Source organism: Halochromatium roseum (genome assembly GCF_016653315.1).
GTDB lineage: Bacteria > Pseudomonadota > Gammaproteobacteria > Chromatiales > Chromatiaceae > Lamprobacter > Lamprobacter roseus.
The window spans coordinates 1-22,636 of record NZ_NHSH01000067.1 but is presented as its reverse complement, the minus strand read 5'-3'; the positions used below and the strand labels follow the sequence as shown (position 1 = coordinate 22,636).

Annotated in this window: 28 protein-coding genes and 2 pseudogenes; 16 read left to right on the top strand and 14 right to left on the bottom strand. The window is 58.2% G+C overall.

Annotation, left to right across the window (positions count from 1 at the left end):
- Positions 1–130 precede the first annotated feature (130 nt).
- The 9 genes from CCR96_RS25360 to neuC (CCR96_RS18540) all read left to right on the top strand — a co-directional run bounded on the left by CCR96_RS25360 (position 131) and on the right by neuC (CCR96_RS18540) (position 10,069).
- Positions 131–1,015, top strand: a complete 885-nt coding sequence (locus CCR96_RS25360; protein WP_338035912.1) for a methionyl-tRNA formyltransferase — start codon at positions 131–133, stop codon at positions 1,013–1,015.
- Positions 1,012–2,013 carry an N-acetylneuraminate synthase gene (neuB, locus tag CCR96_RS18575; RefSeq protein WP_201222113.1) on the top strand — a complete coding sequence of 334 codons (1,002 nt, stop codon included), beginning with the start codon at positions 1,012–1,014 and terminating at the stop codon, positions 2,011–2,013. The genes CCR96_RS25360 and neuB overlap by 4 nt, the downstream gene beginning before the upstream one ends.
- Positions 2,010–3,620, top strand: a complete 1,611-nt coding sequence (gene neuC / locus CCR96_RS18570; RefSeq protein WP_201222111.1) for a UDP-N-acetylglucosamine 2-epimerase — start codon at positions 2,010–2,012, stop codon at positions 3,618–3,620. Before neuB ends, neuC (CCR96_RS18570) begins: the two co-directional genes overlap by 4 nt.
- Positions 3,617–4,285 (top strand): PIG-L family deacetylase, encoded by a 669-nt coding sequence (locus tag CCR96_RS18565; protein WP_201222109.1) that lies wholly within the window; start codon positions 3,617–3,619, stop codon positions 4,283–4,285. Before neuC (CCR96_RS18570) ends, CCR96_RS18565 begins: the two co-directional genes overlap by 4 nt.
- A 159-nt stretch (positions 4,286–4,444) precedes the next feature.
- A complete protein-coding gene (locus CCR96_RS18560; protein ID WP_201222107.1) occupies positions 4,445–5,341 on the top strand; it encodes a class I SAM-dependent methyltransferase in 897 nt (298 codons plus the stop codon).
- Between the two features lie 38 nt (positions 5,342–5,379).
- Positions 5,380–6,285, top strand: a complete 906-nt coding sequence (locus CCR96_RS18555) for a thiamine pyrophosphate-dependent dehydrogenase E1 component subunit alpha (protein WP_207192007.1) — start codon at positions 5,380–5,382, stop codon at positions 6,283–6,285.
- Complete coding sequence (locus CCR96_RS18550) at positions 6,282–7,283, top strand: alpha-ketoacid dehydrogenase subunit beta (protein ID WP_201222103.1); 1,002 nt, start codon at positions 6,282–6,284, stop codon at positions 7,281–7,283. Before CCR96_RS18555 ends, CCR96_RS18550 begins: the two co-directional genes overlap by 4 nt.
- Before the next feature lie 169 nt (positions 7,284–7,452).
- The gene (locus tag CCR96_RS18545) at positions 7,453–8,925 is read left to right on the top strand and encodes a biotin/lipoyl-containing protein (protein WP_201222101.1); all 1,473 of its coding nucleotides are present in this window, start codon (positions 7,453–7,455) and stop codon (positions 8,923–8,925) included.
- Positions 8,918–10,069 carry a UDP-N-acetylglucosamine 2-epimerase gene (gene neuC, locus CCR96_RS18540; protein ID WP_201222099.1) on the top strand — a complete coding sequence of 384 codons (1,152 nt, stop codon included), beginning with the start codon at positions 8,918–8,920 and terminating at the stop codon, positions 10,067–10,069. Before CCR96_RS18545 ends, neuC (CCR96_RS18540) begins: the two co-directional genes overlap by 8 nt.
- A 394-nt stretch (positions 10,070–10,463) precedes the next feature.
- Here neuC (CCR96_RS18540) and CCR96_RS18535 read toward each other — a convergent pair whose 3' ends face one another.
- From CCR96_RS18535 to CCR96_RS18525, 4 genes are all read right to left on the bottom strand, one after another.
- A complete protein-coding gene (locus CCR96_RS18535; RefSeq protein ID WP_201222097.1) occupies positions 10,464–11,429 on the bottom strand; it encodes a Gfo/Idh/MocA family oxidoreductase in 966 nt (321 codons plus the stop codon).
- A complete protein-coding gene (locus CCR96_RS18530; RefSeq protein ID WP_201222095.1) occupies positions 11,426–12,385 on the bottom strand; it encodes a Gfo/Idh/MocA family oxidoreductase in 960 nt (319 codons plus the stop codon). Before CCR96_RS18530 ends, CCR96_RS18535 begins: the two co-directional genes overlap by 4 nt.
- Before the next feature lie 146 nt (positions 12,386–12,531).
- Entirely contained in the window at positions 12,532–12,657 is a 126-nt protein-coding gene (locus tag CCR96_RS25150; protein WP_274601151.1) for a hypothetical protein, read from the bottom strand.
- Positions 12,658–12,810: 153 nt separating this feature from the next.
- Complete coding sequence (locus CCR96_RS18525; protein WP_201222093.1) at positions 12,811–13,926, bottom strand: tetratricopeptide repeat-containing glycosyltransferase; 1,116 nt, start codon at positions 13,924–13,926, stop codon at positions 12,811–12,813.
- Positions 13,927–13,969: 43 nt separating this feature from the next.
- Here CCR96_RS18525 and CCR96_RS18520 point away from each other — a divergent pair, with 43 nt between their 5' ends.
- From CCR96_RS18520 to CCR96_RS18495, 6 genes are all read left to right on the top strand, one after another.
- Entirely contained in the window at positions 13,970–14,290 is a 321-nt protein-coding gene (locus tag CCR96_RS18520; RefSeq protein WP_201222155.1) for a hypothetical protein, read from the top strand.
- Positions 14,291–14,425: 135 nt separating this feature from the next.
- Positions 14,426–14,932 (top strand): DUF29 domain-containing protein, encoded by a 507-nt coding sequence (locus CCR96_RS18515; protein WP_201222091.1) that lies wholly within the window; start codon positions 14,426–14,428, stop codon positions 14,930–14,932.
- Between the two features lie 75 nt (positions 14,933–15,007).
- A complete protein-coding gene (locus CCR96_RS18510) occupies positions 15,008–15,310 on the top strand; it encodes a DUF4351 domain-containing protein (RefSeq protein WP_338035913.1) in 303 nt (100 codons plus the stop codon).
- On the top strand, positions 15,307–15,762 hold the full coding sequence (locus tag CCR96_RS18505) for a DUF29 domain-containing protein (protein ID WP_201222087.1): 456 nt from the start codon (positions 15,307–15,309) through the stop codon (positions 15,760–15,762). Before CCR96_RS18510 ends, CCR96_RS18505 begins: the two co-directional genes overlap by 4 nt.
- 57 nt (positions 15,763–15,819) lie before the next feature.
- Positions 15,820–15,981, top strand: coding sequence for a DUF4351 domain-containing protein (locus tag CCR96_RS18500; RefSeq protein WP_201222085.1), 162 nt, complete (start codon positions 15,820–15,822; stop codon positions 15,979–15,981).
- A gap of 270 nt (positions 15,982–16,251) precedes the next feature.
- A complete protein-coding gene (locus tag CCR96_RS18495) occupies positions 16,252–17,277 on the top strand; it encodes an Rpn family recombination-promoting nuclease/putative transposase (RefSeq protein ID WP_201222083.1) in 1,026 nt (341 codons plus the stop codon).
- Here the strand turns inward: CCR96_RS18495 and CCR96_RS18490 are convergent.
- The 4 genes and pseudogenes from CCR96_RS18490 to CCR96_RS18475 form a co-directional block, all read right to left on the bottom strand.
- Positions 17,242–17,547, bottom strand: a complete 306-nt coding sequence (locus CCR96_RS18490; protein ID WP_201222081.1) for a beta/alpha barrel domain-containing protein — start codon at positions 17,545–17,547, stop codon at positions 17,242–17,244. The genes CCR96_RS18495 and CCR96_RS18490 overlap by 36 nt on opposite strands.
- Before the next feature lie 54 nt (positions 17,548–17,601).
- A pseudogene (locus CCR96_RS18485) lies at positions 17,602–18,291 on the bottom strand (tetratricopeptide repeat protein); the annotation flags it as partial.
- A 13-nt stretch (positions 18,292–18,304) separates the two neighbouring features.
- Positions 18,305–18,595 (bottom strand): tetratricopeptide repeat protein, encoded by a 291-nt coding sequence (locus CCR96_RS18480; protein ID WP_201222077.1) that lies wholly within the window; start codon positions 18,593–18,595, stop codon positions 18,305–18,307.
- A 13-nt stretch (positions 18,596–18,608) separates the two neighbouring features.
- Positions 18,609–19,052, bottom strand: a complete 444-nt coding sequence (locus CCR96_RS18475; RefSeq protein ID WP_201222075.1) for a coiled-coil domain-containing protein — start codon at positions 19,050–19,052, stop codon at positions 18,609–18,611.
- A gap of 136 nt (positions 19,053–19,188) precedes the next feature.
- Between CCR96_RS18475 and CCR96_RS18470 the strand changes: the two genes are divergently transcribed.
- Positions 19,189–19,914: an Rpn family recombination-promoting nuclease/putative transposase gene (locus CCR96_RS18470; RefSeq protein WP_201222145.1), complete on the top strand. Its 726-nt coding sequence runs from the start codon at positions 19,189–19,191 to the stop codon at positions 19,912–19,914.
- Here the strand turns inward: CCR96_RS18470 and CCR96_RS18465 are convergent.
- The 6 genes and pseudogenes from CCR96_RS18465 to CCR96_RS18440 all read right to left on the bottom strand — a co-directional run.
- A complete protein-coding gene (locus CCR96_RS18465) occupies positions 19,908–20,237 on the bottom strand; it encodes an LbetaH domain-containing protein (protein WP_201222073.1) in 330 nt (109 codons plus the stop codon). The genes CCR96_RS18470 and CCR96_RS18465 overlap by 7 nt on opposite strands.
- Entirely contained in the window at positions 20,234–20,683 is a 450-nt protein-coding gene (locus CCR96_RS18460; RefSeq protein ID WP_201222071.1) for a hypothetical protein, read from the bottom strand. The genes CCR96_RS18465 and CCR96_RS18460 overlap by 4 nt, the downstream gene beginning before the upstream one ends.
- Positions 20,665–21,054 carry a hypothetical protein gene (locus tag CCR96_RS18455; protein WP_201222069.1) on the bottom strand — a complete coding sequence of 130 codons (390 nt, stop codon included), beginning with the start codon at positions 21,052–21,054 and terminating at the stop codon, positions 20,665–20,667. The genes CCR96_RS18460 and CCR96_RS18455 overlap by 19 nt, the downstream gene beginning before the upstream one ends.
- Positions 21,055–21,059: 5 nt before the next feature.
- Positions 21,060–21,419, bottom strand: a pseudogene (locus CCR96_RS18450) (DegT/DnrJ/EryC1/StrS family aminotransferase); the annotation flags it as partial.
- Positions 21,420–21,441: 22 nt separating this feature from the next.
- Positions 21,442–22,356 (bottom strand): ISAzo13 family transposase, encoded by a 915-nt coding sequence (locus CCR96_RS18445; RefSeq protein WP_242519202.1) that lies wholly within the window; start codon positions 22,354–22,356, stop codon positions 21,442–21,444.
- A gap of 16 nt (positions 22,357–22,372) precedes the next feature.
- Positions 22,373–22,636, bottom strand: a 264-nt coding sequence (locus CCR96_RS18440; protein ID WP_201222067.1) for a transposase, incomplete at its 5' end; no start/stop codon positions are given.

Below are 22,636 nucleotides of genomic sequence, written 5' to 3'. Positions count from 1 at the left end.
TGCAAATGCCTAAATGAATATACTGCTGCTCGGAGGCGGCCACTGCCGTTCCTGCATCGACGTGGTCGAAATGGCAGAGACAAATGGCGTTTCCAATAACTAACCGATCCACTTTTTTGGTTTTGATTTCGTGATTATCGGATACTTTGCAGATGGCCCTTGGTCTCATAGAGCACTCGATAAGTTGCTTGAGGAAAAAAGACTGAAGATCGCTTTTATTTGTGCGCGCTACGATCATCCGGATCAAATGCTGAAAGCAAAAGCAGAGAAAAATAGTATTCCTTTTTTGTTTCACCCAAACATTAATAGCGCTGATTTTTTGCAAAGCGTTGAGCAATATGGGAGTGAGTTATTTGTCTCGATGTCTTTCAATCAGATATTTAGAAAGTCAACGATTGAAAGGCCAGTCCTTGGCACGATCAACTGTCATGCTGGTAAACTGCCGTTCTATCGTGGGCGAAATATCCTCAATTGGGCACTGATTAACGACGAAAAGGAGTTTGGTATCACGGTTCACTATGTCGACACAGGAGTCGATACTGGCGATATTATTCGGCAGCAATGCTTTCCGATCACGGATGCCGACGATTACAGCACCCTCTTGGATCGTGCCTATGTTGGCTGTGCCGATCTGCTGGATCAGGCAATCGGTGATATCTTGGCCGGGACGGCCATGCGGCGACCTCAGGCCGAGATCCACCCGCGCGGCTTCTATTGCACTGCGCGCGGGCAAGGTGACGAACGGCTGAACTGGCAACAGCCCTCGCGCCGGGTTTTCAATTTTGTTCGCGCCATTTGTCCACCTGGACCTGCTGCCCGTTGCTTTCGCGGTAACGAGGAAATCCGTATCAACAGTGTCGATTATCTTTCCGATGCGCCAACTTACATCGGCATCCCTGGTGCTGTGCTTGCCAAGGATGCGGCAGGGTTTTTGGTCAAAACCGCTGACTCTTACGTTCGCGTTATCGATTGGGACGCGGATTTCAAGCTCAAAGTTGGGGATCGCTTGACGTGAGTGTACTCATCATCGCTGAAGCAGGTGTCAACCATAACGGCGACCTTGATCTCGCCAAACGGCTGATTGACGTCGCCGCCGAGGTTGGCGCCGATCTGGTTAAGTTTCAGACCTTCAGCGCCGAACGTCTTGCGACCCAGAGCGCGCCCAAAGCCGATTACCAAACCCGCACCACCGATCAGGCGCAATCCCAATTCGACATGCTGCGCCAACTGGAACTCAGCGCCGAGATGCACCAGACCTTGATCACTCACTGCCATGCGCGCGGTATCGGCTTCTTCTCCACCGGCTTCGATATCCAGAGCTTGGACTATCTGGCCTCGCTCGGCGCCGAGCGCTTTAAGATCCCCTCTGGCGAGATCACCAATCTGCCATATCTTCGTCATGTCGGCACCTTCGGCAAACCGATCATCCTTTCCACCGGCATGTCAACCCTGGGCGAGATTGAGGCCGCGCTTGAGGCGCTCGAAGCCGCCGGCACCCCGCACACCTGCGTCACCGTGCTGCACTGCAATACCGAATATCCCACGCCTATGGCGGACGTGAACCTGCGCGCCATGGTGACCATCGGCCAAGCCTTCGGCGTTGCCGTGGGCTACTCCGACCACACGCCCGGTATCGAGGTGGCCATCGCCGCTGTGGCCTTGGGCGCTAGCGTCATCGAAAAGCATCTGACGCTTGATCGCACGCTGCCCGGCCCCGACCACAAGGCCAGCCTAGAGCCGGACGAGTTCGCTGCCATGGTTCGTGCTATCCGCAACATCGAGCAGGCGCTTGGCGATGGTATCAAGCGCCCGAGTCCAAGCGAGGCCAAGAATAAGCCCATCGCCCGCAAGTCTCTGGTTGCCGCCCGACCCATCTGCGCAGGAGAGCCGTTCACACCGGAGAATGTCACCGCCAAGCGCCCTGGCACCGGCCTCTCGCCGATGCGCTGGGATGAGGTGATGGGGCGGATGGCTAGACGCAATTTTGAGGCTGATGAGTTGATCGTGCTGTGAAGACAATCTGTGTCGTCACTGGCACTCGCGCTGAATACGGCCTCTTGCGCTGGGTCATGGAAGGCATTCGCCAGTCACCCCTGCTGGAGCTGCAACTCATCGCCACCGGCATGCACCTCTCGCCGGAGTTTGGGCTCACCGTCGATGCGATCGAGGCCGATGGCTTCCAGGTCGATCGCAAGGTCGAGATGCTGCTGAGTTCGGGTACAGCAGTCGGTGTCACTAAATCCATGGGCCTTGGGCTGATCGGCTTCGCTGACGCACTGGCGGACTTACAGCCAGACCTCATGCTGGTACTGGGTGATCGCTGCGAGATCTTCTCCGCAGTCGCAGCGGCGATGATCGCGCGCATCCCCGTTGCTCATCTGCATGGGGGCGAGGCTACAGAAGGTCTTATCGATGAACCGATCCGGCACAGCCTGACCAAGATGTCACACCTGCACTTCGTCGCAGCCGAAGAGTACCAGCGTCGGGTGATTCAATTCGGCGAGCAGCCGGAGCGGGTCTTTCGCGTCGGCGGGCTCGGCATCGATAACATACTGCGCCTCAAGCTCTTGACGCGTGATGAGCTAGAAGCCGCCCTCGATTTTAAGCTCGCTCCCCGCAATCTACTGATCACCTTTCATCCGGTGACGCTGGAGCACAACACCAGCGCCGCGCAGATGGACGAACTGCTTGCGGCACTGGCAGAACAGCCAGACACGGGCTTGATCTTCACCATGCCCAATGCCGATACCGAAGGACGCGTGCTATTCCGCCAGATCGAAGACTTCTGCGCGCGTCATCCGCAGGCGCGGGCCTATACCTCGTTGGGACAACTCCGCTATCTGTCCTGCATTCAGCATGTCGATGGCGTAGTGGGTAATTCGTCGAGCGGTCTACTAGAAGTGCCGAGCTTCAAAAAGGGCACAATCAATATCGGTGACCGCCAACGTGGACGCCTACGTGCAGCTAGTGTGATCGACTGCGAGCCAGATCGAGTTTCTATTGGTGCTGCCCTTGATCGGCTTTTTTCCGCAGAGTTCCAAGCCCAACTGACGAGGGTCGAGAATCCCTGCGGTAGCGGTGGCGCGAGCGATGCCATTGTCAAAATTTTGGAGCAACGGCCGCTGGATGATCTGCTGAAGAATGAAGGCGCGGACTCGGGCGATATCCTATCGCAAGTGCCTGTGCCCATTGCCCCCGAAGATGATGCTAGTCGGCTCTATGAGCGTGTCACTGTGGTCGCACTGGAGCAGATTCGCGATTTCGTCCCGCGCCTGGCAAATAGCCGCTTCTACCGTCAACCCCAAGATGGACGTTTCGCCAATGCCTGGCGCAAGCGCGGAGCCGCGGATGGCCGGATCGATTGGCGCATGGCGGCCGTGTCTATCCACAATCTCGTCCGAGGTCTCACACGGCCGTATGTGGGGGTGCACTTTGATCATTCGGGAGAAAAGATCAAGGTCTGGCGAACTGAGGTTGAGCCCAATGTGGCCATGAATCTGGAGCCGGGTAAGATTCTGGCGATGGACGAGCGCGGCGTCCTAATCAAGGCAGGGATCGGTGGCATCCGTTTGCTCGAAACAGCGCCCAAGGTCACCTTGGACGTTGGGAGCTATTTGTGAAAACACTGGTCATTGCCCCCCACCCCGACGATGAACTGCTCGGCTGTGGCGGTACCCTGCTGCGACGCAGTGCCGAAGGCGGCACGGTCGGCTGGCTGCTGATGACCGCGATCACGGAACAAGGCGGCTGGAGTCCTGAGCGGATCGATGAGCGGGCGGGAGAAATCGAGCGGGTGCGTGAAGGGCTAGGGGTCGCGACGCAGCATCACTACTCGCTTGGATTCCCAACCGCTGAACTCGACCAGGTGCCGATGAGCACCCTAGTGGCGCGTGTATCGGAGGTAGTCAGGGACTTCCAGCCAGAGGAGGTTCTGCTGCCGCATCCGGGGGACGCGCACAGCGATCATCGGAGTACTTTCGAGGCGGCCAGTGCTTGCACCAAGTGGTTTCGGTATCCAAGTGTTCAGCGCGTGTTGACCTATGAGACGCTCTCGGAGACGGACGCCGGGCTTGACCCGTTCCGCGCCTTTCAGCCGACGGTGTTTGTCGATATCAGTGCTTATCTGGAGAAGAAGAGAGCACTGATGCGTGTGTATGCCTCAGAAATGGGCGCCTTTCCCTTTCCACGGAGTGATGAGGCGCTGCATGCACTCGCCCGTGTACGAGGGGCACAAGTGGGGTTTGAGGCGGCAGAAGCATTTAGATTGCTGCGAGAGCGGATTTGATCATCGATCGCCGCCGCCTGCGAAATAACCCGCCATCTCACACCTGGCCCGGCGTTTCGCAACACTCGCTCAAACGGCGGGCGCGCTAGCGGGTCAGGAACAGCGGGAATTGCTGGTTGGGGGCCGTGGCTGGTGAGCGTGGAGGTGTGTAGACTGAATATGGCGGCCTCTCAGGCGGTGGCGGTTCAACGGGATGGTTGCCCTGATCACCCTACGCCTGTGAGCGCCGCCTTGCCCAAGGGCGTCATTCTTCCCACCCTGGCGGTTGAGCCGCTCCTGCGCCTGTCGGCGCGCGCGGCAGGTTGCACCCCTCGAGTGATCCGGCATGGCATCCTGAACAGAAAGAGGAAAACCTACATGGAAAACCAGGAATCAGCTTGGAACCAATCCTATGACAAAGGGGATAATTTTGTTTTTTACCCGCACGAGGAGGTCATCCGCTTTTTCGCCCGGCACATTAGAAAGCGTTCAGGAGTCAATACTTTTATTGATCGCGTGGATTTTACCCCACCTCCGAAAATTCTCGACCTTGGGTGCGGCATCGGGCGCCATGTCGCCTTCGCGCATGACATGGGTGCAGAGGCCTACGGCATAGACTTGTCCAGCGTCGCGCTTGACGTGGCGCGGAAGTTGATGCAGGAGCAGATGCCCGATGCGGCGGAGCGCATCGTGCAGGGGGATATTCGCGAGCTTCCCTGGCCGGATCAATTCTTCGATTTTGTTGTCAGCCACGGCGTGCTGGACAGTATGCACTTTGACATCGCCCGGTCGGCCGTACAAGACCTTCAGCGGGTCATGAAGCCGGGAGGTAAATTTTACTGTGATCTTGTATCCGGTGATGACAGCGCGCATGCCCGTGAATACGCGGAGGAGGAAGTCGTTTCCACCGCTCACGAGAAGAACACGGTCCAATCTTATTTCAACTTTGCGAAGATACAGAAGCTTATTGATGTTTTATTCACGCTTGAGGAATGCGCGCTTATTCGACGCGCGGACGTAATAAATGGCGCTTCTAGCGCGCGCTATCACCTTGTCCTTACACCGGTAAGCGATTGACGGATTGCTAAAGACATAATTGAGCCGGCGGAAACGTTATGCTATCACAAATAGAAACAGACTTTCGAGATATGCTGCTTATCAGGCGGACTGAGGAGTTGATCCTGCAGTTATTTACCGAGGGCAAAGTAAGCGGTACAACCCATACCTGTATCGGTCAGGAGGCCAACGCGATTGCCCTGATCAGCCAGCTTGATCCCGCCATCGATTTCGTCATGAGCAACCACCGCTGTCACGGCCACTATTTGTCGTTTGGCTGTTCGCTGGAAGGACTTCTGGGCGAGATTATGGGACGCGCCAACGGCATTTGCGGCGGACGCGGTGGTAGCCAGCATTTAAAGTCGGGTAACTTTTTCTCAAACGGGGTTCTCGGTGGCGGTGCCGCCATCGCCTGCGGGCTTGCGCTTGGCGAGAAGTTGAAAAAGCAGAACGGCATTGCGGTGTGGTGTCTCAGTGACGGTGCGCTGGGTGAGGGTGTCGTTTACGAGTCTTTGAATATGGCGGCCCTGTGGAACCTGCCGATTCTGTTTTTTGTCGAGAATAACCTCTACGCGCAAAGCACGCCGATCGCGCTTGGTGTGGCGGGGTCGGTTGTCGATCGCGCGAAACCGTTTGGTATCCACGCCGATGAAATTGACACGACCGATGTTGAGCAATTGCGGCCGTGGTGCTCCGAGATGATTGAGTATGTGCGCACTAACCGGAAGCCGGCATGGGCGGTCGTCGATACCTACCGGCTTGCGGCCCACAGCAAGGGCGATGACAATCGGCCCGAAGAAGAACTGGCCCGGCACCGTGAGCACGATCCGCTTTACCTGCTGAGGCGGCGTGTGAGTGATGCGTGTATTGAAAACGCTGAAAAGTGGGTTGAGGATGTGTTAGCGAAAGCCGCGGAGGCTGCAGAAAATTCTCCCGCATCAACCATGGATGGGGAACTGTCATGAAGAGGGTGCTTGATTCGCTGAACGAAGGCTTTCATCGGGTTATGAAGGAGCGACCTGAGGTGGTCGTTATCGGTCAGGATATTCTCGATCCTTACGGCGGCGCGTTCAAGGTTACACGCGGCCTTTCAACCGATTATCCGGAACGAGTAATCACATCGCCGATCAGTGAGGCCGGCATAACCGGCGTCGGTATCGGCCTCGCACTGCAGAAGTTTCGTCCGGTAGTGGAGGTCATGTTCGGTGATTTCACGACACTGATTGTAGACCAGTTAATTAACCACGGTACCAAAATTTATGCCATGTACGGACAGCGTGTTCCGCTTCCGCTGACTGTCCGGACGCCCATGGGCGCGCGCAGAGGCTACGGTCCCACACACAGTCAGTCTCTCGAGAGGCTTTTCATGGGGGTTCCCGGTCTGAATGTTGTCGCAGTATCACCCCTGGTAGATCCCGGAGAACTGCTGACACAGGTGATCCTGAGCGACGGTCCTTCGCTGTTTGTTGAGAACAAGACCCTCTACTCACATCCGCTTTGGTCAGAGGAGTCGTCCATACAGGGCATGAAGGTGACAAGATCGGAAGACACGTTCCCTTCCTGCACCTTGTCGTATGGCGAAGAACCCGACGTCACGCTGGTTACCTACGGGGGGATGACGCCCATCTGTTTAAAGGCTGCGGCCCGGCTGAGGGAAGAGGAAGAACTGATCTGTGATGTTGTCATTCTGCATGAAATATCACCGTTCAAGGTTGATGCAATCGGCGCGTCACTCAGGAAATCGCGGCGCATGGTGGTGGCCGAGGAGGGAACATATTCCTGGGGATGGGGCGCTGAGGTGATTGCCCGCCTTTCGGAGTACCGTTTCGACGCTCCTCCGGTAAGAGTGGCCGCCCGCGAGGTTCCCATTCCGGCCGCTCGGTCCATGGAAGACGAGGTTCTTCCACAGGTTAGGGACGTGGTGGCCGCCGCTATTCAAACCGTTGATTCAGATTTACGATAAACAAGATGGAGTAAACTAAAGTTTCCTGATTTTTAGAGGGGCGGCACGGCAGGTAGGGGCAATTTTATTGGGGTTTGCTGCAGTCTGCGCAAAGCTGCACAAAAAGCCGCTCCCCAAGCGCCTGCCCTCCTTGCGGTTTTCAGAATCAGGAAACTTCAGTGGAGTAAACATGAACGAAGTCAAAGTTCCACGCATCAACGCAAATGAAGACGAGGTATTTCTCAGTGATATCCTCGTGCGGGAAGGCGATCGGGTGACTGAAGGGCAGGAACTGTTTTCCGTGGAGACAACCAAGAGCACGATCTCGGTGAACGCTGAACAGGACGGGTATGTCCGCAGAATCCTTGTTACTCAGACGGAGATGGTGGATGTCGGCAAGTTATTGTGTATTCTGACAGAATCCCCGGACGAACCGCTTGATGCCGATCTTGCTCAAGAGAGTGCTGCTGCGGAATCCGTCCAGGACGCCCCGAAAATGACGGCCAAACAGCGCCTGCTGGCAAAGAAGAAAGCCGCCAAGTCGCGCACGGCTGCTGATGCGGTTGAGGAGGAGACATGGGTGCCCAGTGAGGAACTCCCCTGGGTGGCTGAAGCGCGGGAGACGTTAAGCAAACAGGATGTGTCGGGGGCATGCAGTGTCTTTTCCGAAGAGGACGCCCGTCAGCAAGGATTTGTCGTCGGCGAACAGGTTCGTTGGGGCTCCGGCGTCTCCATCAAAGCCAGACGGTTGTGGATCGGAGAAGGAGCGGTTATTGGGTCCGATACCATCATTGATGCCGATGCTGTTTACATCGGAGCGTATACTAAGATCGGTAAACGAAGTGAAATGATCACCCGGGAAATTATTATCGGCGATGGCGTGGTCGTGGGGCAGGAAGTACTGGTTGATATCGCCGGCGGGCTTTCATCCGAATCTCGCCTGCTGGTTGGAAACGGATGCCTGATCGCCTCGCGCGCGATGGTTAATACATGCCGGGAAGTAGTCATGGAACCCGAATCCGCCTTGAGCCCGGGAGCGATGGTCTTCACGCACCGCTTCTGGCAGAGTGTACTTGACGGATACTCCACGCGTTTCAGTTCCGTACGTATTGGACACCGCGCATGGGCCGGGGCGGGATGTCAGATCCTGCCGGGCACGAAGATTGGAATCGGCTCCATTGTTATTTCCAATTCTACGGTCACCGATAACGTTCCGGCCGGCTGCCTGTTCGGCGGTATACCTGGCAAAGTGCTTCGTGAGAATGCCGCATGTGAGATAGCGCCCGCAGAGCGCGTGAACATATTGGCAGATCAACTGGACGGTTTTTCGCAGCTGCTTTCCTTCAAGGGATGCGCGACCGAGCTTGCGGCGGACAGGAAGAGCCTCACCGTCGGACTACCTGATGGTGACACGTACACCATTGAGTTGCTGGAGACGGAAAAAACTGATGCGACGTTTCGCGATAAGCGCATTGTTCTGCTGCTTGAGGGAACGGTTGAGGAGCCGGTCCAGGGAAGTGTTTTCCTGTTTGAATCGATGACATTCATCGGCGAAACCACACCTTTAAGCGCGGAACTGCGAAATTATCTTCGCCGCCAGGGTATCCGTTTTCATCCTTTCGCGTGGGATTCCAGTTACAAGAAAGGATTACCTGATGCTTAACGTACTGGCATTAAGCGGAATTCGTTCGGAGTACTTCCTTCAACGGCCGGCCCTGAACGCAATTGCCGCACATCCCGAACTCAACCTTCAGTTGGTCGTGGCCGGGGCGCACTTGTCACCTTTGCACAATTATACTGTGAAGACCATTGAAGACGACGGCTTCACGATCGTTGAGCGCATTGAGAACCTGCTATATTCTGATCGAGATGCGGCGCGGTTGAAAGGCGCGGCCATTGAGCTGGCCGCGCTGGCCAATGTCGTTGACCGGCTGCGTCCTGACTGGCTGTTCGCGGTGGGTGACAGGGAAGAGCCGATGATGCTGGCCCTGTGTGGAGCCTATTTGAACATTCCCACGATGCACTATTGCGCGGGCGACCGGGTGGTGGGCAACGTGGATGACATGGTGCGACACGCCGCTTCCCGCTTGGCCCATGTGTTGCTGACAACCAGTGAGGATGCACGGGCAAGGCTTATTCGGGCCGGAGAAGAAGAGTCCCGGGTACATAGAGTGGGGCACGCGGGATTGGACCGTATGCGGCTCGCGCCCTCCATTGACCGCGCTTCTCTGGCTGAAAGACTCGGTGTTCCATCCGTCCCGGAACGTTACGCCGTGGTTATTCAACACGCGCTCTCTTCCGAAATTTCCGAGTCGGGCATGCACATGCGCGAGACACTTGAGGGTGTACTTACATCGGGCCTGGATGTTTTTGTGAGTTATCCCAATTCAGATCCCGGGTGCGGTGATATTATAGAAGTAATCGAATCGTACCGTGAGCACGATGGCGTGCACTTATTCAGGAACATTGAGGATGACCTGTTTGTAAATCTGTTGCGCGGCGCCTCCGTGCTCGTGGGCAACTCAAGCCTCGGGCTGCTCGAAGCGCCATTTCTCAAGTTGCCGGTTATCAATGCCGGAAACCGTCAGAAACAAAGGCACCACGCAGAGAATGTCTTCTTCACGCCGAATGCCCGGGGTGCCATCGCCGATCAGATCGACCGGATCCTGCATGACGCGGAAATCAAAAAACGAATTGAAGGATGCGGCAATCCTTTTGGTGACGGCCATGCCGGCGAGCGTATTGCCGATCTGCTTGCAAAGACGCTGCGGGACGCAGCCCTCTTAAACAAAGACCTCGCATACTAATGGTGACACAATGAAAGTAGCATGCATATCCGTATTGTTCCGCTATTAACTATGCGGATTAGCAGATTTTTAAGATCATTACAAAATCAGCTGGTTGCGAAAATGAGGCTGTCCGGATAATTGTTAACTGGACAATACATGCCGATGACGAGACCCTCGGCCGCGGCGGTTCGCTTCTGAAACATCTTGCTGCGGGCGATGAGGCAGCAGATCCAAACTTAAAAGCGTGATGTTACGAAGGACTCTTCGAAAGTTAATGGAGAGTCCAATGATCCTCAAGCCGGAGTCCGTGCCCACTCCAGAGCGGTTTTGGGCGGCGACCCGTGTACGAGGGGCACAAGTGGGGTTTGAGGCGGCAGAAGCATTTAGTAGATTACTGCGAGAGCGGATTTGATCATCGATCGCCAGCGCCTGCGAAATAACCCGCCATCTCACAGTATAAAGCGACATTTTTGACTTGGTCTGAAAGTGTGCAAAAATCCGTGTTTTCTTTCTTTAGAAATGTTTGTACCTGGCGATAAAGGCCAGGCTTGAATTTTTGATCGAAAACATCGTCAAGTGCTATCGTTTCGACCTTTACGCTACCTAGTCGTGTTGCTTGCAGTTGCTCCATTGGTCTCAGTATCAGTCGTCGTTTTTGTGTCAGCAGTTCAAGCCCCCAGCGCCCTGCTGATTGCCAGTCGGCTAAATAAGCGAAGAGTACGCCACGCTCAGTCACGCCTGCCCCGCAAAAGCGTGCTGCAGCCGGGTGCCAGTCGAGGGTTCCGGCGTGCCAGGCCTGCCAGTCCCTCGGTTGACCCGATAAATAAAAAGCGAGATCGATGACATGCGTAGAATTCGCTAAAAACCAACGTTCTTTCACCCCAGGCGCTTTGGCGAGGGGGGCGATCCGATGTGCCCACTCAGTAAATTCAAATTGTGTGCTGAGCAGACCACCATCTTGCTCAATGTACTCGCGTGCCTTCAGCACCGATGCATAAAAGCGCCTATTGTAAGCAATGAGCACTTCTGCGTTGTATTCCTCGGCTAAATTATTCAGCTGAACGATATCGTTGAGATCTATTCCTCCTGGCTTTTCCAATAAGATGCGTCGCGTTCCCGCGTGGATCAAAGCACTTGCGACGGTGGTGAGTTGTTCGACACCCACCGCGACAATCGCTTGCTCAGGGGCCTCTTTCTGCGATAGCGCCTGTTCCAATCCACTTGTACACACAGATACCTTGGTTGCTTGCTGAAACGCTGCTGCAGAAGCTTCACCTCGCCCGATCACCTGAAATGGATGGTCTAGCGCAATCAGTACATGTGCGTATTCTTGCGCCATCGGTCCGGCGCCAATAAGCCAAACAGTCATCTTCGTCATGTGATCGGTACACGTTGGTCGTTGGGGTTTTGGTACCGCTGCCAGTGCGCCAGCAGCGCTTGGAGAAGCATACCATGCATCTGTTCGGACTCTTGCAGTGTCGGCAAGCCGCAGGTGCCATGCGCTAAGATTGACGAGATCAAAGGCGCCGTCATGCCGCTCTGTAATAGCATCTGCCCATCTATACGCTGACCACTGGGTCCAATCGCAGTTCCCGCTGTCTGATCAATGACCCAAGAGGCACCCGTTGAACAGCAAATCTGCATTTTGAAGTCAGCCTGTTCTGGCCGTGACCTGAGATGTAGCGTCGAGCCTCCAGAGTAATGAGCAATCAATTCTCCAGTAATTTCATAATATCCCGGGCGTTTGCTCTCGAACCATGTTGAATCGAGCCGGTCAGTTTCAATTTTTGCTAAGCTTTCTTCAGTCCACCAGGCTAATAAGTCGATGAAGTGAATGCTGTTACAGGCTAACCCCCATAGCCCACCGTCTTGAATAACGCTGATTGGTGTGCATTTTTTGAATTCTGCCTTCAAACGCTGATACCAAGGCATTAAACGTCGGGGTGTATTGACCCAGCAGCTACTCGAAGCGGAGACGGCGTGCGACAATACTTCTAGCTCATTGGGTTTTTGCACTAATATCTTTTCAAGCACCCAATAGCGGACTTTGACCTGGCGCGAAATTTCCTTCACTAAAGCCGCTCGGTCGCGTGCGGGAGTGGCGATAATCGCTATATCGACTGAGTCTAAATGATTCAGCAAGCTGTGCGTCCATGTGAGTTGATGCTCTGATTTCGCCCCTCCAACCTCTTTCCAACGCGCACGAGCAATTGCTTGCGCGTTAACGCACGGCTCCACTACTGTGATAGACAATGGATTTTTAACAGCAGCTATGCCCTGGAGATATCGCGATCCAAGCTGACCCGCACCAACAATCAGGATTTTACGTTTCATCTACTTTCTCTGTATCTACGATTAACAGATTGAACTCTCATATCCATAATGATAAGATCAGTGAGTTATTCTGTAGTAAACCCTAGCATCTGCAATGAATTTGATAGCATGTTCTTCAGGTAACGGGGCTCGATAAGATGATGTCTTCAGGTCAGGTTTGGGCTGATGCCATTGTTACGACTGTACCAAAATACCTTGGAGATCAGAGACTGCGCGAACGGGAAGGCGCAGGTCAAGGCCGTCGAGAAGACTGACTGGACATTGGCCGTCATGGTGGTTTGGATCAGACACGGCTGAGTTTGATGAGCATTTGGAGGGGGGGAGGTTGACACTGTCCGCTGGACTTAAACAAGGGTGCGCAGACGCGGACGATGGGACGGCATCTCTAGCTCCCTGTGCTGGAGCATCAACGCCTGGTACGGAGATCAGGCCTTCCGTTGGCCCTCGCGCAATTGACGCGCCAGCTGCTGATACTCCCGCGCCTGTTCCACGCGCCCCAACTGCTCATGAAGCACCGCCAGGTTATGCGCGGCCAGAAAGCTACCACGCCCTTGCACGCTGCCCTCGAGCTGCGGCTGTTCACCCAGCGCCAGGCAGGTCGACCAAGCGGATTCCACCAGTGGTAGGAACTCCTGCTCGGCCTGCGCCGGATGCGCCATCGCCCAGTCGAGCAATAGATCACCGAGCACAAAGAAGAAATCCGGTGACTGTTGCCAGTGCGGCATCTCCTGGTTCGCCAGCTGGATCGCCGTCTCCAACTGGCCCGCGCGCTTGAGCACATAGAGCAGCCGTATCACCAAGTCATGCCGATAGCCTTGCCGTGGCGCGACCATCGGTAAGGCGCGCTGATAGTGCTCGGCGGCCTCATCGAAGGCCTGATAGACCTCGCAATCCTTGCCGAGCTGATAGTGCAGGTAGGCATCCTCCGGACGCTCGTCGAGCATCGCCAGCAGCAACTGGCGATTGCGACCGCGTTTGCGCGCTAGCGCCGCGCGGCGATAGCCGCTGTGTTGGATCGGCATCGGCACGCGTACCCGTGGTAGCGTGGAGACTGGCTGTTCATGGACACGGCCCTGATAGCGCACCGCGGCCGGCAACAGGCGCGGCAGCCAGGAGGTGCTGTGCGCCACCTGGCCATCCAGATCAAAGGCACTGATCACCGGCAGCAGGCCGATCGCGGTTGCCGGCCCGCGCGTGGCCTCCGCCAAGGCTCGCGTCCCCGCCGCGTCCGGCGCCAAGCGCTCATCGGCATCGAGGATCAGATTCCAGACCGCGGGCGAGTGCGCCAAGGCTGCATTGCGCGCCGCGGCGAAATCATCGCACCAGGTAAACGGATGCACCTGCGCGCCACAGGCCTGAGCGATCGCCACTGTCTCATCGGTCGAGCCGGTATCGAGCAGAATGATGGTGTCGACCAAGCCCCGCGCGCTCTCCAAGCAATCGCGAAGCGTCGCCGCCTCGTTGCGGGCGATGACAACCAGTGCGAGTCGGCAGCCTGGGGGCTTGGGCGGCGCGGGCGTTTGTGCTGAGCGGTGTGGCATTGGCTTCTAGCGCGGTGGTGGGCTTGATCAGGTCGGTTGGGTGGTGCTTGAACTGCGCCAGGACATGCTGGCGCGGTTTGCGCAGGTCGACAAGCGCTTCGAGCAGGTCGACAAACGCTTCGATGAGATGCTCAAGCGTCAGGAGACGCACTTTCTCTGGATACTCGGCTTCATCGCGACCGGGGTGGGTCTCGTCATCACCGCGATGCGGTATCTGCCGGGACTTGACACTCGGACTGTATCGCCTCATCCCCGCCTAGAACGCCTGGGTCGCGCTGCCGGAGACCGCCGACGCCAACGGCCACAGCAACGCAAGCCCCGAGCGGCACACACAGACGGCTGCCAACGGCAACACCAGTGCTGACGCCAACGCCAACGCTGACAGTGAAACCGAACCCTGCGCACAAGCAGCGCTGGAAAAACCAGCTATACTTTTTGCCTGCAACGCCACCCGCGCCGCCTGGCTGCGCGAGCAGAGGCGGCTGATCCGGTCCGCCTGATGCCGCGCCCCCGTGACCATCAACCGCTCCCCATCCCGACCATGCACCGTCCACTGCGCGAAACCGACGACACCGCCGCCGCCTACGATGCCGATTACTATCTCTGGCTGCAAGCGACACGCGGCAAACTCGCGCGCCGTGACTTTGCGAGCGTTGACCTGACGCACCTGCTCGAGGAGATCGACGATTTGAGTCGCCGAGAGAAGCGCAAGCTGAAAAACCTGCTGCGGCAACTGCTCGCCCATCTCCTCAAGCTCGAGTACTGGGTGGAGGAAGCCCCCCGCAGCGGCAACCACTGGCGAGCCGAGGTGGCCAGCTTTCGCCAACAGATTCGTGATGAACTCGACGACAGCCCGAGCTTAAGGGTCTACCTCAACGACATCTATGAAGCCTGCTACACCGACGCCCGGGACATCGCCGCCGCGCGCTCGCAACAGCCGCTGAGTGCGTTTCCTAAGCGGCCGCAGCTGCCGCTCGAGCAGGTTCTCGACCCGTTGTCCTCTTGATGCACACCGACAAACAGATCGACCTGCTGCTCGGCGAAATGACCCCACTCGAAACAGACCCGCGCTTATCGGGAGATCGTCGCGAAGAACCAGCCGATTTGGCTGGCGGAAGGCCGTGCGGAAGGCCGTGCGGAAGGCCGCGAAGAAGGTCGCGAAGAAGGTCGCCGACGCGAAGCTGAACGGGTGGCGCTCCGCCTCCTACGCCGCCGCCTCGGCAGCCCCACCAAGGCGCAACAGGCCCGCGTACAAACCCTCCCGGTCGACCAGCTCGAAGACCTTACCGAAGCGCTGCTTGACTTCAGCGCCGCCGCCGACCTTGAGACCTGGCTCGCCATGCACCCCACGCCGCAACAGACCGCCTGCGATACCGCGCCATGATGCATGCGACCCATCACCACGAATCCGACTACTTGCAATGGCTGCAAACCCAGGTCAACCACCTGCGCGCCGGACGGCTCGATTGCCTGGACCGCGAGCAACTGGCGGAGGAACTCGAGGGGATGAGTCGCAGTGAACGACGGCAATTGCGCAACCGGTTGGTGGTCCTGATGATGCACCTGCTCAAGCTGCGCCATCAGCCCGACAAACCATCGCGCAGCTGGACCGTGACCATCATCACCCAGCGCACGGACATCAAACTCTTGCTCCGTGAAAGTCCGAGCCTGAAACCCAGCTTGCCCGAGGCGCTTGCAGCGAGTTACCCGCGTGCTCGCCAAGAAGCCGCCGATGAAACCGGCCTGCCGGTTTCGACCTTTCCAGACCAGCCTCCCTTCACCTTGGACCAGGTGCTCGACGAAGATTATTGGCCCGAGCCTGGGGAAGAGCGCTAACGCCTGTACTGGCTGCTGGCACGCTTTCAGGACCGGACTTTAGAGGAGATCCTCAGTATGATCGGTGAAATGACCCCACTCGAACAGGCCCGCGTACAAGCCCTCCCAGTCGAACAGCTCGAAGACCTCAGCGAAGCGCTACTTGACTTCAGCACCGCCGCCGACCTCGAGACCTGGCTCGCCATGTACCCCAACCCCACACCGCAACCAAACGCCTGAGCCAACCGTGCAACCCCACTGGACCCTCAACCTCAAGAGCGGCCTCAAGGTCAACGTCCCGGCGGACCTCGACAACCCGGCCACCCTGACCCTGCTCGAGCTTGAAGACTGGCCCGAGCCGGAATACGCCTTTTGTCGCCAACTGGCCCAGCCCGGCCTGCGCCTGCTCGATGCCGACACCGGCTATGGCCTCTACGAGCTGAGCCTCGCCCAAGCGCTGCAAGGGCAGGGTGCTCGCCGCAACAGTCCAATCCGGGTACAGTTCTGCCCATGGACGAGATCAACAACCCGCATGACGTCTACTTCCGCGAGAGTTTCACCCGGCGCGAGATTGCGCAGGACTTTCTGCGCCAGCAATTGCCGGCTGAGCTGCTTGAGGTGGTGGATCTCGACAGTCTGGAGATCAGCAAGGACAGCTACGTCTCCAGGGAATTGCGCGCGTCCTATTCTGATCTGGTCTATCGGCTGAAATGGCGTGTGCCCGATGAGGCTGATCCAACCGTGCCCGATCAGGCTGATCCGGCCGCCGCAGTTGATCTAGAAGATGCTGCAGCGACGCTCGCGCTCCACGTCTACATCCTGTTTGAGCACAAGAGCCATCTCGACTACTGGGTCTTGCTGCAACTGCTGCGCTACATCGCGCTGCAAGGCGATGCCTACCGCAAGCAGCATCCCGAGGCCAAGACCTTGCCGCCGGTCTACCCCTTGGTGCTCTATCACGGCCAGAGCCGCTGGCGGATGCCGAGCGATTTCCACGCCCTGATCCGACCGCTACCGGAGGCACTCAAGCCCTACGTGCCGCAGTTCCGCTATGCGCTGCAAGATCTCTCACCACGCAGCGATGTGGAGATCAAAGGCGATGTGCTCACCCGCTTGGTGCAGCTCGCGCTACGCTGGATCTTCAGCGACCAGCCGCTGGAGCATCTGGAGCGGTTGATCGCCTTGATCGACCAGATCGCCGACCGTGATACCGCGCTGCAGATTCTGGAATCGCTGCTGCGATACTATGTCCAAGGGACACAACGGGTGGAGGAGGATGACGCCCGCCGCTTGTTGGAACAGACCTCACCGGGAGACCCCATCATGCAGACGTTTATTGATCGCTATATCGAGCAAGGCCGCGAGCAGGGCAAGCGCCAATGCGGAGCCGAGATGCTACTGCGCCAGATGGAGCGCAAATTCGGTCCCACCGATGCCCGGCTACGTCAACAGATCCAAGAGGCCGATGCCGAGACCCTACTGGAATGGTCCGATCGCATCCTAACCGCAGAGACCCCGGAGGCGGTGTTTCACTGAGCAGCGCCAACAAAACAGCCTGCGGTTGCGGCCCTGTTTGCGCGCCAGCGCCGCCCGCCGATAGCCCGAGTGATGGATCGCGACCGGCAGCCGCACACGCCGCCATTCAGACACCGGCTGCTCATGCACCCGGCCTTGGTAGCGCACCCCTGCAGGCAACAGCCTGGGTATCCAAGCCGTACTGGTCTCGACCTGCCCGGCGAGATCAAAGTCGCTGATCACCGGCAGCACGCCGATGAAGTCCGCCGGCTTGGCCACTTGCGCGCGCACTGTCCAGGCAGCCGCCGATCAGCGCCGCCTCATTGCGGGCGATGACGACCAGGGTCAGTTTGGGTGCGTGTCGGGTTGCAGGCATCGGTTCGGGCGGTGGCCTAGCGGGGAGGTCGCTGTGCTAGCCACAGGTGTTGGCCGGTGCGGTGCTGCCTGGAAGCAGGCGGCGAAGGCGCGCAGGGCCGCTTGCTGGCGCGGCTGGTTGTCGGCGTCGCGATAGTGCAGGGTCAACAGCCGAATGCTGTGCGCATCGACAGCGCGCGGGTCGAGGCTCAGTGCCGTCTCATAGGCGGCGAGTGCCTTATCGAGGCGACAGAGATCGCGCAGCAGATTGCCACGGTTGCAATGCACCTGGACCAGATCGGGCTTCAGCCTCAGCACCTGCTCGACGGCGGCCAAGGCGGCCTCAAACTGGCCGAGGCGCTGCAGCACATTGGCGCGGTTGGTCTGCGCGGCGATGGACTGCGGCGCGAGTTGTAGGCTGCGCTCATAACCCTGCAGGGCCTGCTGCAGTTGGCCGAGATCCTTCAGCGTATTGGCGCGGTTGAGCTGCGCGTTGGCGTCGTTTGGCTTGAGTTTGACGGCACGGTCATAGGCGAGCAGGGCGTCCTCTCGGCGGCCGAGCGCGTAGAGGGTGTTGCCGAGGTTGTACTGCGCCTCGGCATAGGCCGGCTGCAGCGCCAGGGCGCGTTGATAGGCACCGAGCGCGTCGTCGAGGCGCCCCAAGGCACGCAGCACCAGCCCCTGATTGGCATGATTAGGTGGCGACCTTCGGGCGGATGCCGATGGCGCGCTCGATCAGCCAGAGGGCGGTGTCCTGGTCGCCACCCTGATGCGCGGCAATGCCGAGCCTATGCAGGGCGTCGGCATGTTGTGGCGATCGCTTGAGGATGCGCTGATAGAGTTCCGCGGCCCTGCCGCGCTCGCCGCGCCGGTGATGCTGCAGTGCGGTTTGGTAGAGCGCCGCCACCTGACCTGAGGGCTGGCCTGGGGTGCGCGGGTTACCTGAGGGTGGCCGTTGGCCACGGGAGCCTCTGCGTTTGCTCATGGGGTGCGCGTCCTCAAGGTCCGATCAGCACATCCGCGAGCTTGAGCACGACGCCGAGGATGGCGAGGCCGCCGATGAGCCAACGGGTCTGCGCGGCCAGTGCCTGGTGCAGGCTCACTTCGAGCTGGCTAATGCGCTCCTGTAAGCGCGCGTCGACCTCTTTGATCTGGAGTTCAAGGGCCTTGATGTCTTTCTGTAGGCGCGCTTCGACCTCCTTGATGTCCTTCTGTAGTCGCGCCTCAACCTCCTTGATCTCCTTCTGCAGGCGTGCTTCGACCTCCTTGATTTCCTTCTGCAAGCGCAACTCGGCTTCGCGGACATGGCCCTGGGTCGCGAGATCCGTCAGCTGAGGGAAGCGGGCTTCGAGCGCATCAAAGGCCTGCGCAATCACCTCAGCGCGCTCCTCATCGCTCGAGGTGTGTTTCAACTTGGTGTAGAGATCAAAAGCGGCGCTCATCAGGGATTGCTCTGGCTGGGGCGTTAGTGACCGACGCTGGAGCTGCGGCGGGACGGGACGGGAGTGAGGAGTATAGCCGGAGAATCAGCGACGTCCCCCTCAATGCTACAAGCGGCCGCCCCCCCTCGCACGCCACATCGACATCCTGTTCGAGCACAAGCGCCAGACCGACGATTGGGTCTTGCTGCAACTGCTGCGCGACATCGCCTTGCAGGGCGAGGCCTACCGCAAGCAGCATCCCGAGGCCAAGACCTTGCCGCCGGTCTATCCCTTGGTGCTCTATCACGGCAAGCACCGCTGGCGGATGCCGAGCGATTTCCACGCCCTGATCCGGCCGCTGCCAGAGGCGCTCAAGCCTTATGTGCCACAATTCCGCTACGCGCTGCAGGATCTCTCGCCGCGTAGCGACGCGGAGATCAAAGGCGATGTGCTAACCCGCTTGGTGCAGCTCGCCATGCGCTGGATCTTCAGCGACCAGCCGCTCGAGCACCTGGAGCGACTGATCGCCTTGATCGACCAGATCGCCGATCGCGACACCGCGCTGCAGATTCTGGAATCGCTGCTGAGATATTATGTCCAAGGGACGCAACGGGTCGACGAAGACGACGCCCGCCGCTTGTTGGAACAAACCGCACCAGGAGATCCCATCATGCAGACCTTTATTGATCGGTATATTGAACAGGGCCGCGAGCAGGGCATTGAGCAGGGCAAAGCCGAGATGCTACTGCGCCTGATGGAGCGCAAGTTCGGTCCCGCCGACGCTCGGCTGCGCCAGCAGATCCAAGAGGCCGATGCCGAGACCCTGCTGGAGTGGTCCGATCGCATCCTCACCGCGGAGACCCCGGAGGCGGTGTTTCACTGAGCCGCACGTTGGCCGGCTGGGAACGGCCCCATCGCCGCATCCCGGCGCACCGAATGAGATCCCGCTGCCGATGAGGCGCCCTTGCCGATGCGCACGCCTCCATTGACGCGCGCGCCGGTGGCGGTATGGCAGTGATCGGCGTGGCGCGAGCCGTAGGCGGTGGGCGACTGAATCACGGGGAGCTTGGCGCCATGGTGCTTGACCAGGTTGAACAGTCGCCCGCGGGTGTCAGGGCGCTTGATCTGGCCGCTGGCCCCGGCTTCGATCACGTCGATGCAGGCGCGGCAGTGGCCGCCGCCGCCGAGGAGCAGCAGGCGACTCATCTTGCCGCAGCGACTTCGGGTAGGCGATCGACCGACGCTGCATTTGTGGCAATCAGCGGATGCCCGAGTGGAACAACAAGGGACGAGGAGGCTAGGTGCAAAGGAATTTCAACAAGCCCATCATGCCCGGCGGGATAATAGGCGCCGGTGTCATAATGATGTTGTATTTTTGCAAGTTCCTGAAGAAACCGACTATTGTCCTTGGGGCCAAAGGTAATCATGGCATTGAAATAAAGAAGATCATCGCCTTGGAGTGGGCGAATTAATGCATCCATCAAATGGGTGATTCTGGACCTTTCGTTGACATCAAACCAATCGGCCCACAATATTAAATCCCATTGCGTATCCTCCGGCGTTCGGCGAACCAGGCACTTGACTTTGAAAGGCCCGTTTTGCTGCTCTAGCAGGCACAGTTTTTCTGAGAGTTTTACAGCGAGATGGCGCATAGTTGCCTCACGATTTTGCGCGTTGCTTCCCACATGTTTTGCGAATCCACATCACAGACGCGACGAGGATCGTTGTATCGATCAGTTTCCTTCCACTTATTGACAATCTGCCAATCATCCGTGCTTTTTATCGCGGCCTCTTGACCAGTCAACTGCAAGAGGAAATCCAATTCATGCGACTTCAAGCAGCTCATTCTTCCCGCTGTACGGAAGGCACTCCAATTCAACTGTTTGGTGATAGCATACTTTAATGCAAGTTCAGTACAATAGCCGCACAGATAGATCGCATTGGCGTAACAGCGGTTTTCATGGAGCAGTGCTGCATCATGGTACTTTTGCTTGAGGTTTTCCTCAATCTCTTCACGTTCCATATCGGTCATCTCCTCGGATCATCTAGCGAAACCAACCCCGCGCTACTCGGCAGATTGATGATCCGCCGTGCCAGCGATTCCGCCACCGGTAAGGGTGCGCGCGGGCAGTGCTGATAGGGCGGCAACTGGTGCATCAGCGTCCAGGCCGGACGGGTCATCAGTCCAGCATCGTTGGTGGCCGCCAGGATGGCATCGCGCTGATCGGCAAAGGCCTCGTCCAGGATCAGCGTCTGTAGCCAGTAGTTGCTTTCGCACCCCGGCGGCTCTTGCATCATCCGGACCTGCTCAAGACCGGCGAAGGCCTGCAGGTAACGCGCGGTTAGTCGCCGCTTTGAGGTCAGAAAGTCCGGCAACTGTTCCAACTGCGCGCAGCCAAGTAAGTGTCCATTAACTACTTCCCGATTTGTTTGGCCTGATTGTGTAGTTCAGGTTGGGGCAGAGCCGTCGTCGCCGGATGTTCAGTGTCGCCATTTCTCGTGTACTGACCTTGATGCCTTTGGCATACGCCGTTGTGTCGAGGACGGCCTTGACCTCGAGCCCCTTGGCGGTGGTTGTCCCACGGATGAATGCCAGCATGGTGTCGAGCGAGCACAGCGGATGTCCAGCCCAGTTACGGCTGATTTGGCTGAAGACACGGTGCTCGATGGGGTTGCATTTGGAGGCGCCCGTCGGATAGTGGCAAACGGTGATACTCAGGCCGGTGTCATTGGCGAGGTGTTGCAGCTCGCGCTTCCACAGGCGTGGCCGATGCCCGTTGCAGCCGCCTGCATCGGCTTCGATGAACAGGTGGTGGGCCTTGGGATAGCGCGCTCGACCCAGCTGTTCCCACCACTGGCGAATCGAGGCCACAGCAAACTGCGCTGTTGCGGCGTGGGTGCCGACGTTGAGCAGCGCTTGGTTCGCCTGTTCATCGTAGACCCCATAGGGAGTCGCTCGACAGTGGGCATCGCTGGGGAAATCATAGGTGTTGACCACATCGGCACGGCGGCAATAGCGAGCGCCAGGATTCTTGAATCGACCAATCAGCTCGGACTTCTTGGCGTCCACGCTGATGGTTGGCTGATCGTGGCGGCGAAACTGCGCCTTGAGACGCTGAATAAACCAATACTGCTGGTCACGCTGCGGGTGCGCTTTGCCGATCAGGCGTTTGACATTGGTCTTGAGCGAATAGCCCAGCGGCTTGAGCAAACGCCCGACCGTGGTGGCACAGCCACGCCCAAGGCGTGTGGCGAGTGTGCGTAAGCTGCTGCGGGTGTACTGGGCGTGACCTTCGGGATCACCTCCGGTGTCGGGCTCAACCAGCGCAAGCAGGTCCGCCTCAAGGTGCGGATCCTTTTTTTAAAAGGGGGCGCCCTCCGCCCTCGCGACGAATGCGATCACGCGGATAGTCCGACAACCCCGCTTCAACGTCCAGGCGACCTTGGCGCACCGTCTTCGGGTCCAAACCGCTGACCTGCGCCGCCCACTTCGTTCCACCGTAACCAACAATTTCTGACAACAGACCCGCAACCCAGCGGCGGTGCTTCTCGTTGAGTTGATCAAAAACCGCCTTGACGTGCTCTTCTACCGCCTCCGGAATCAC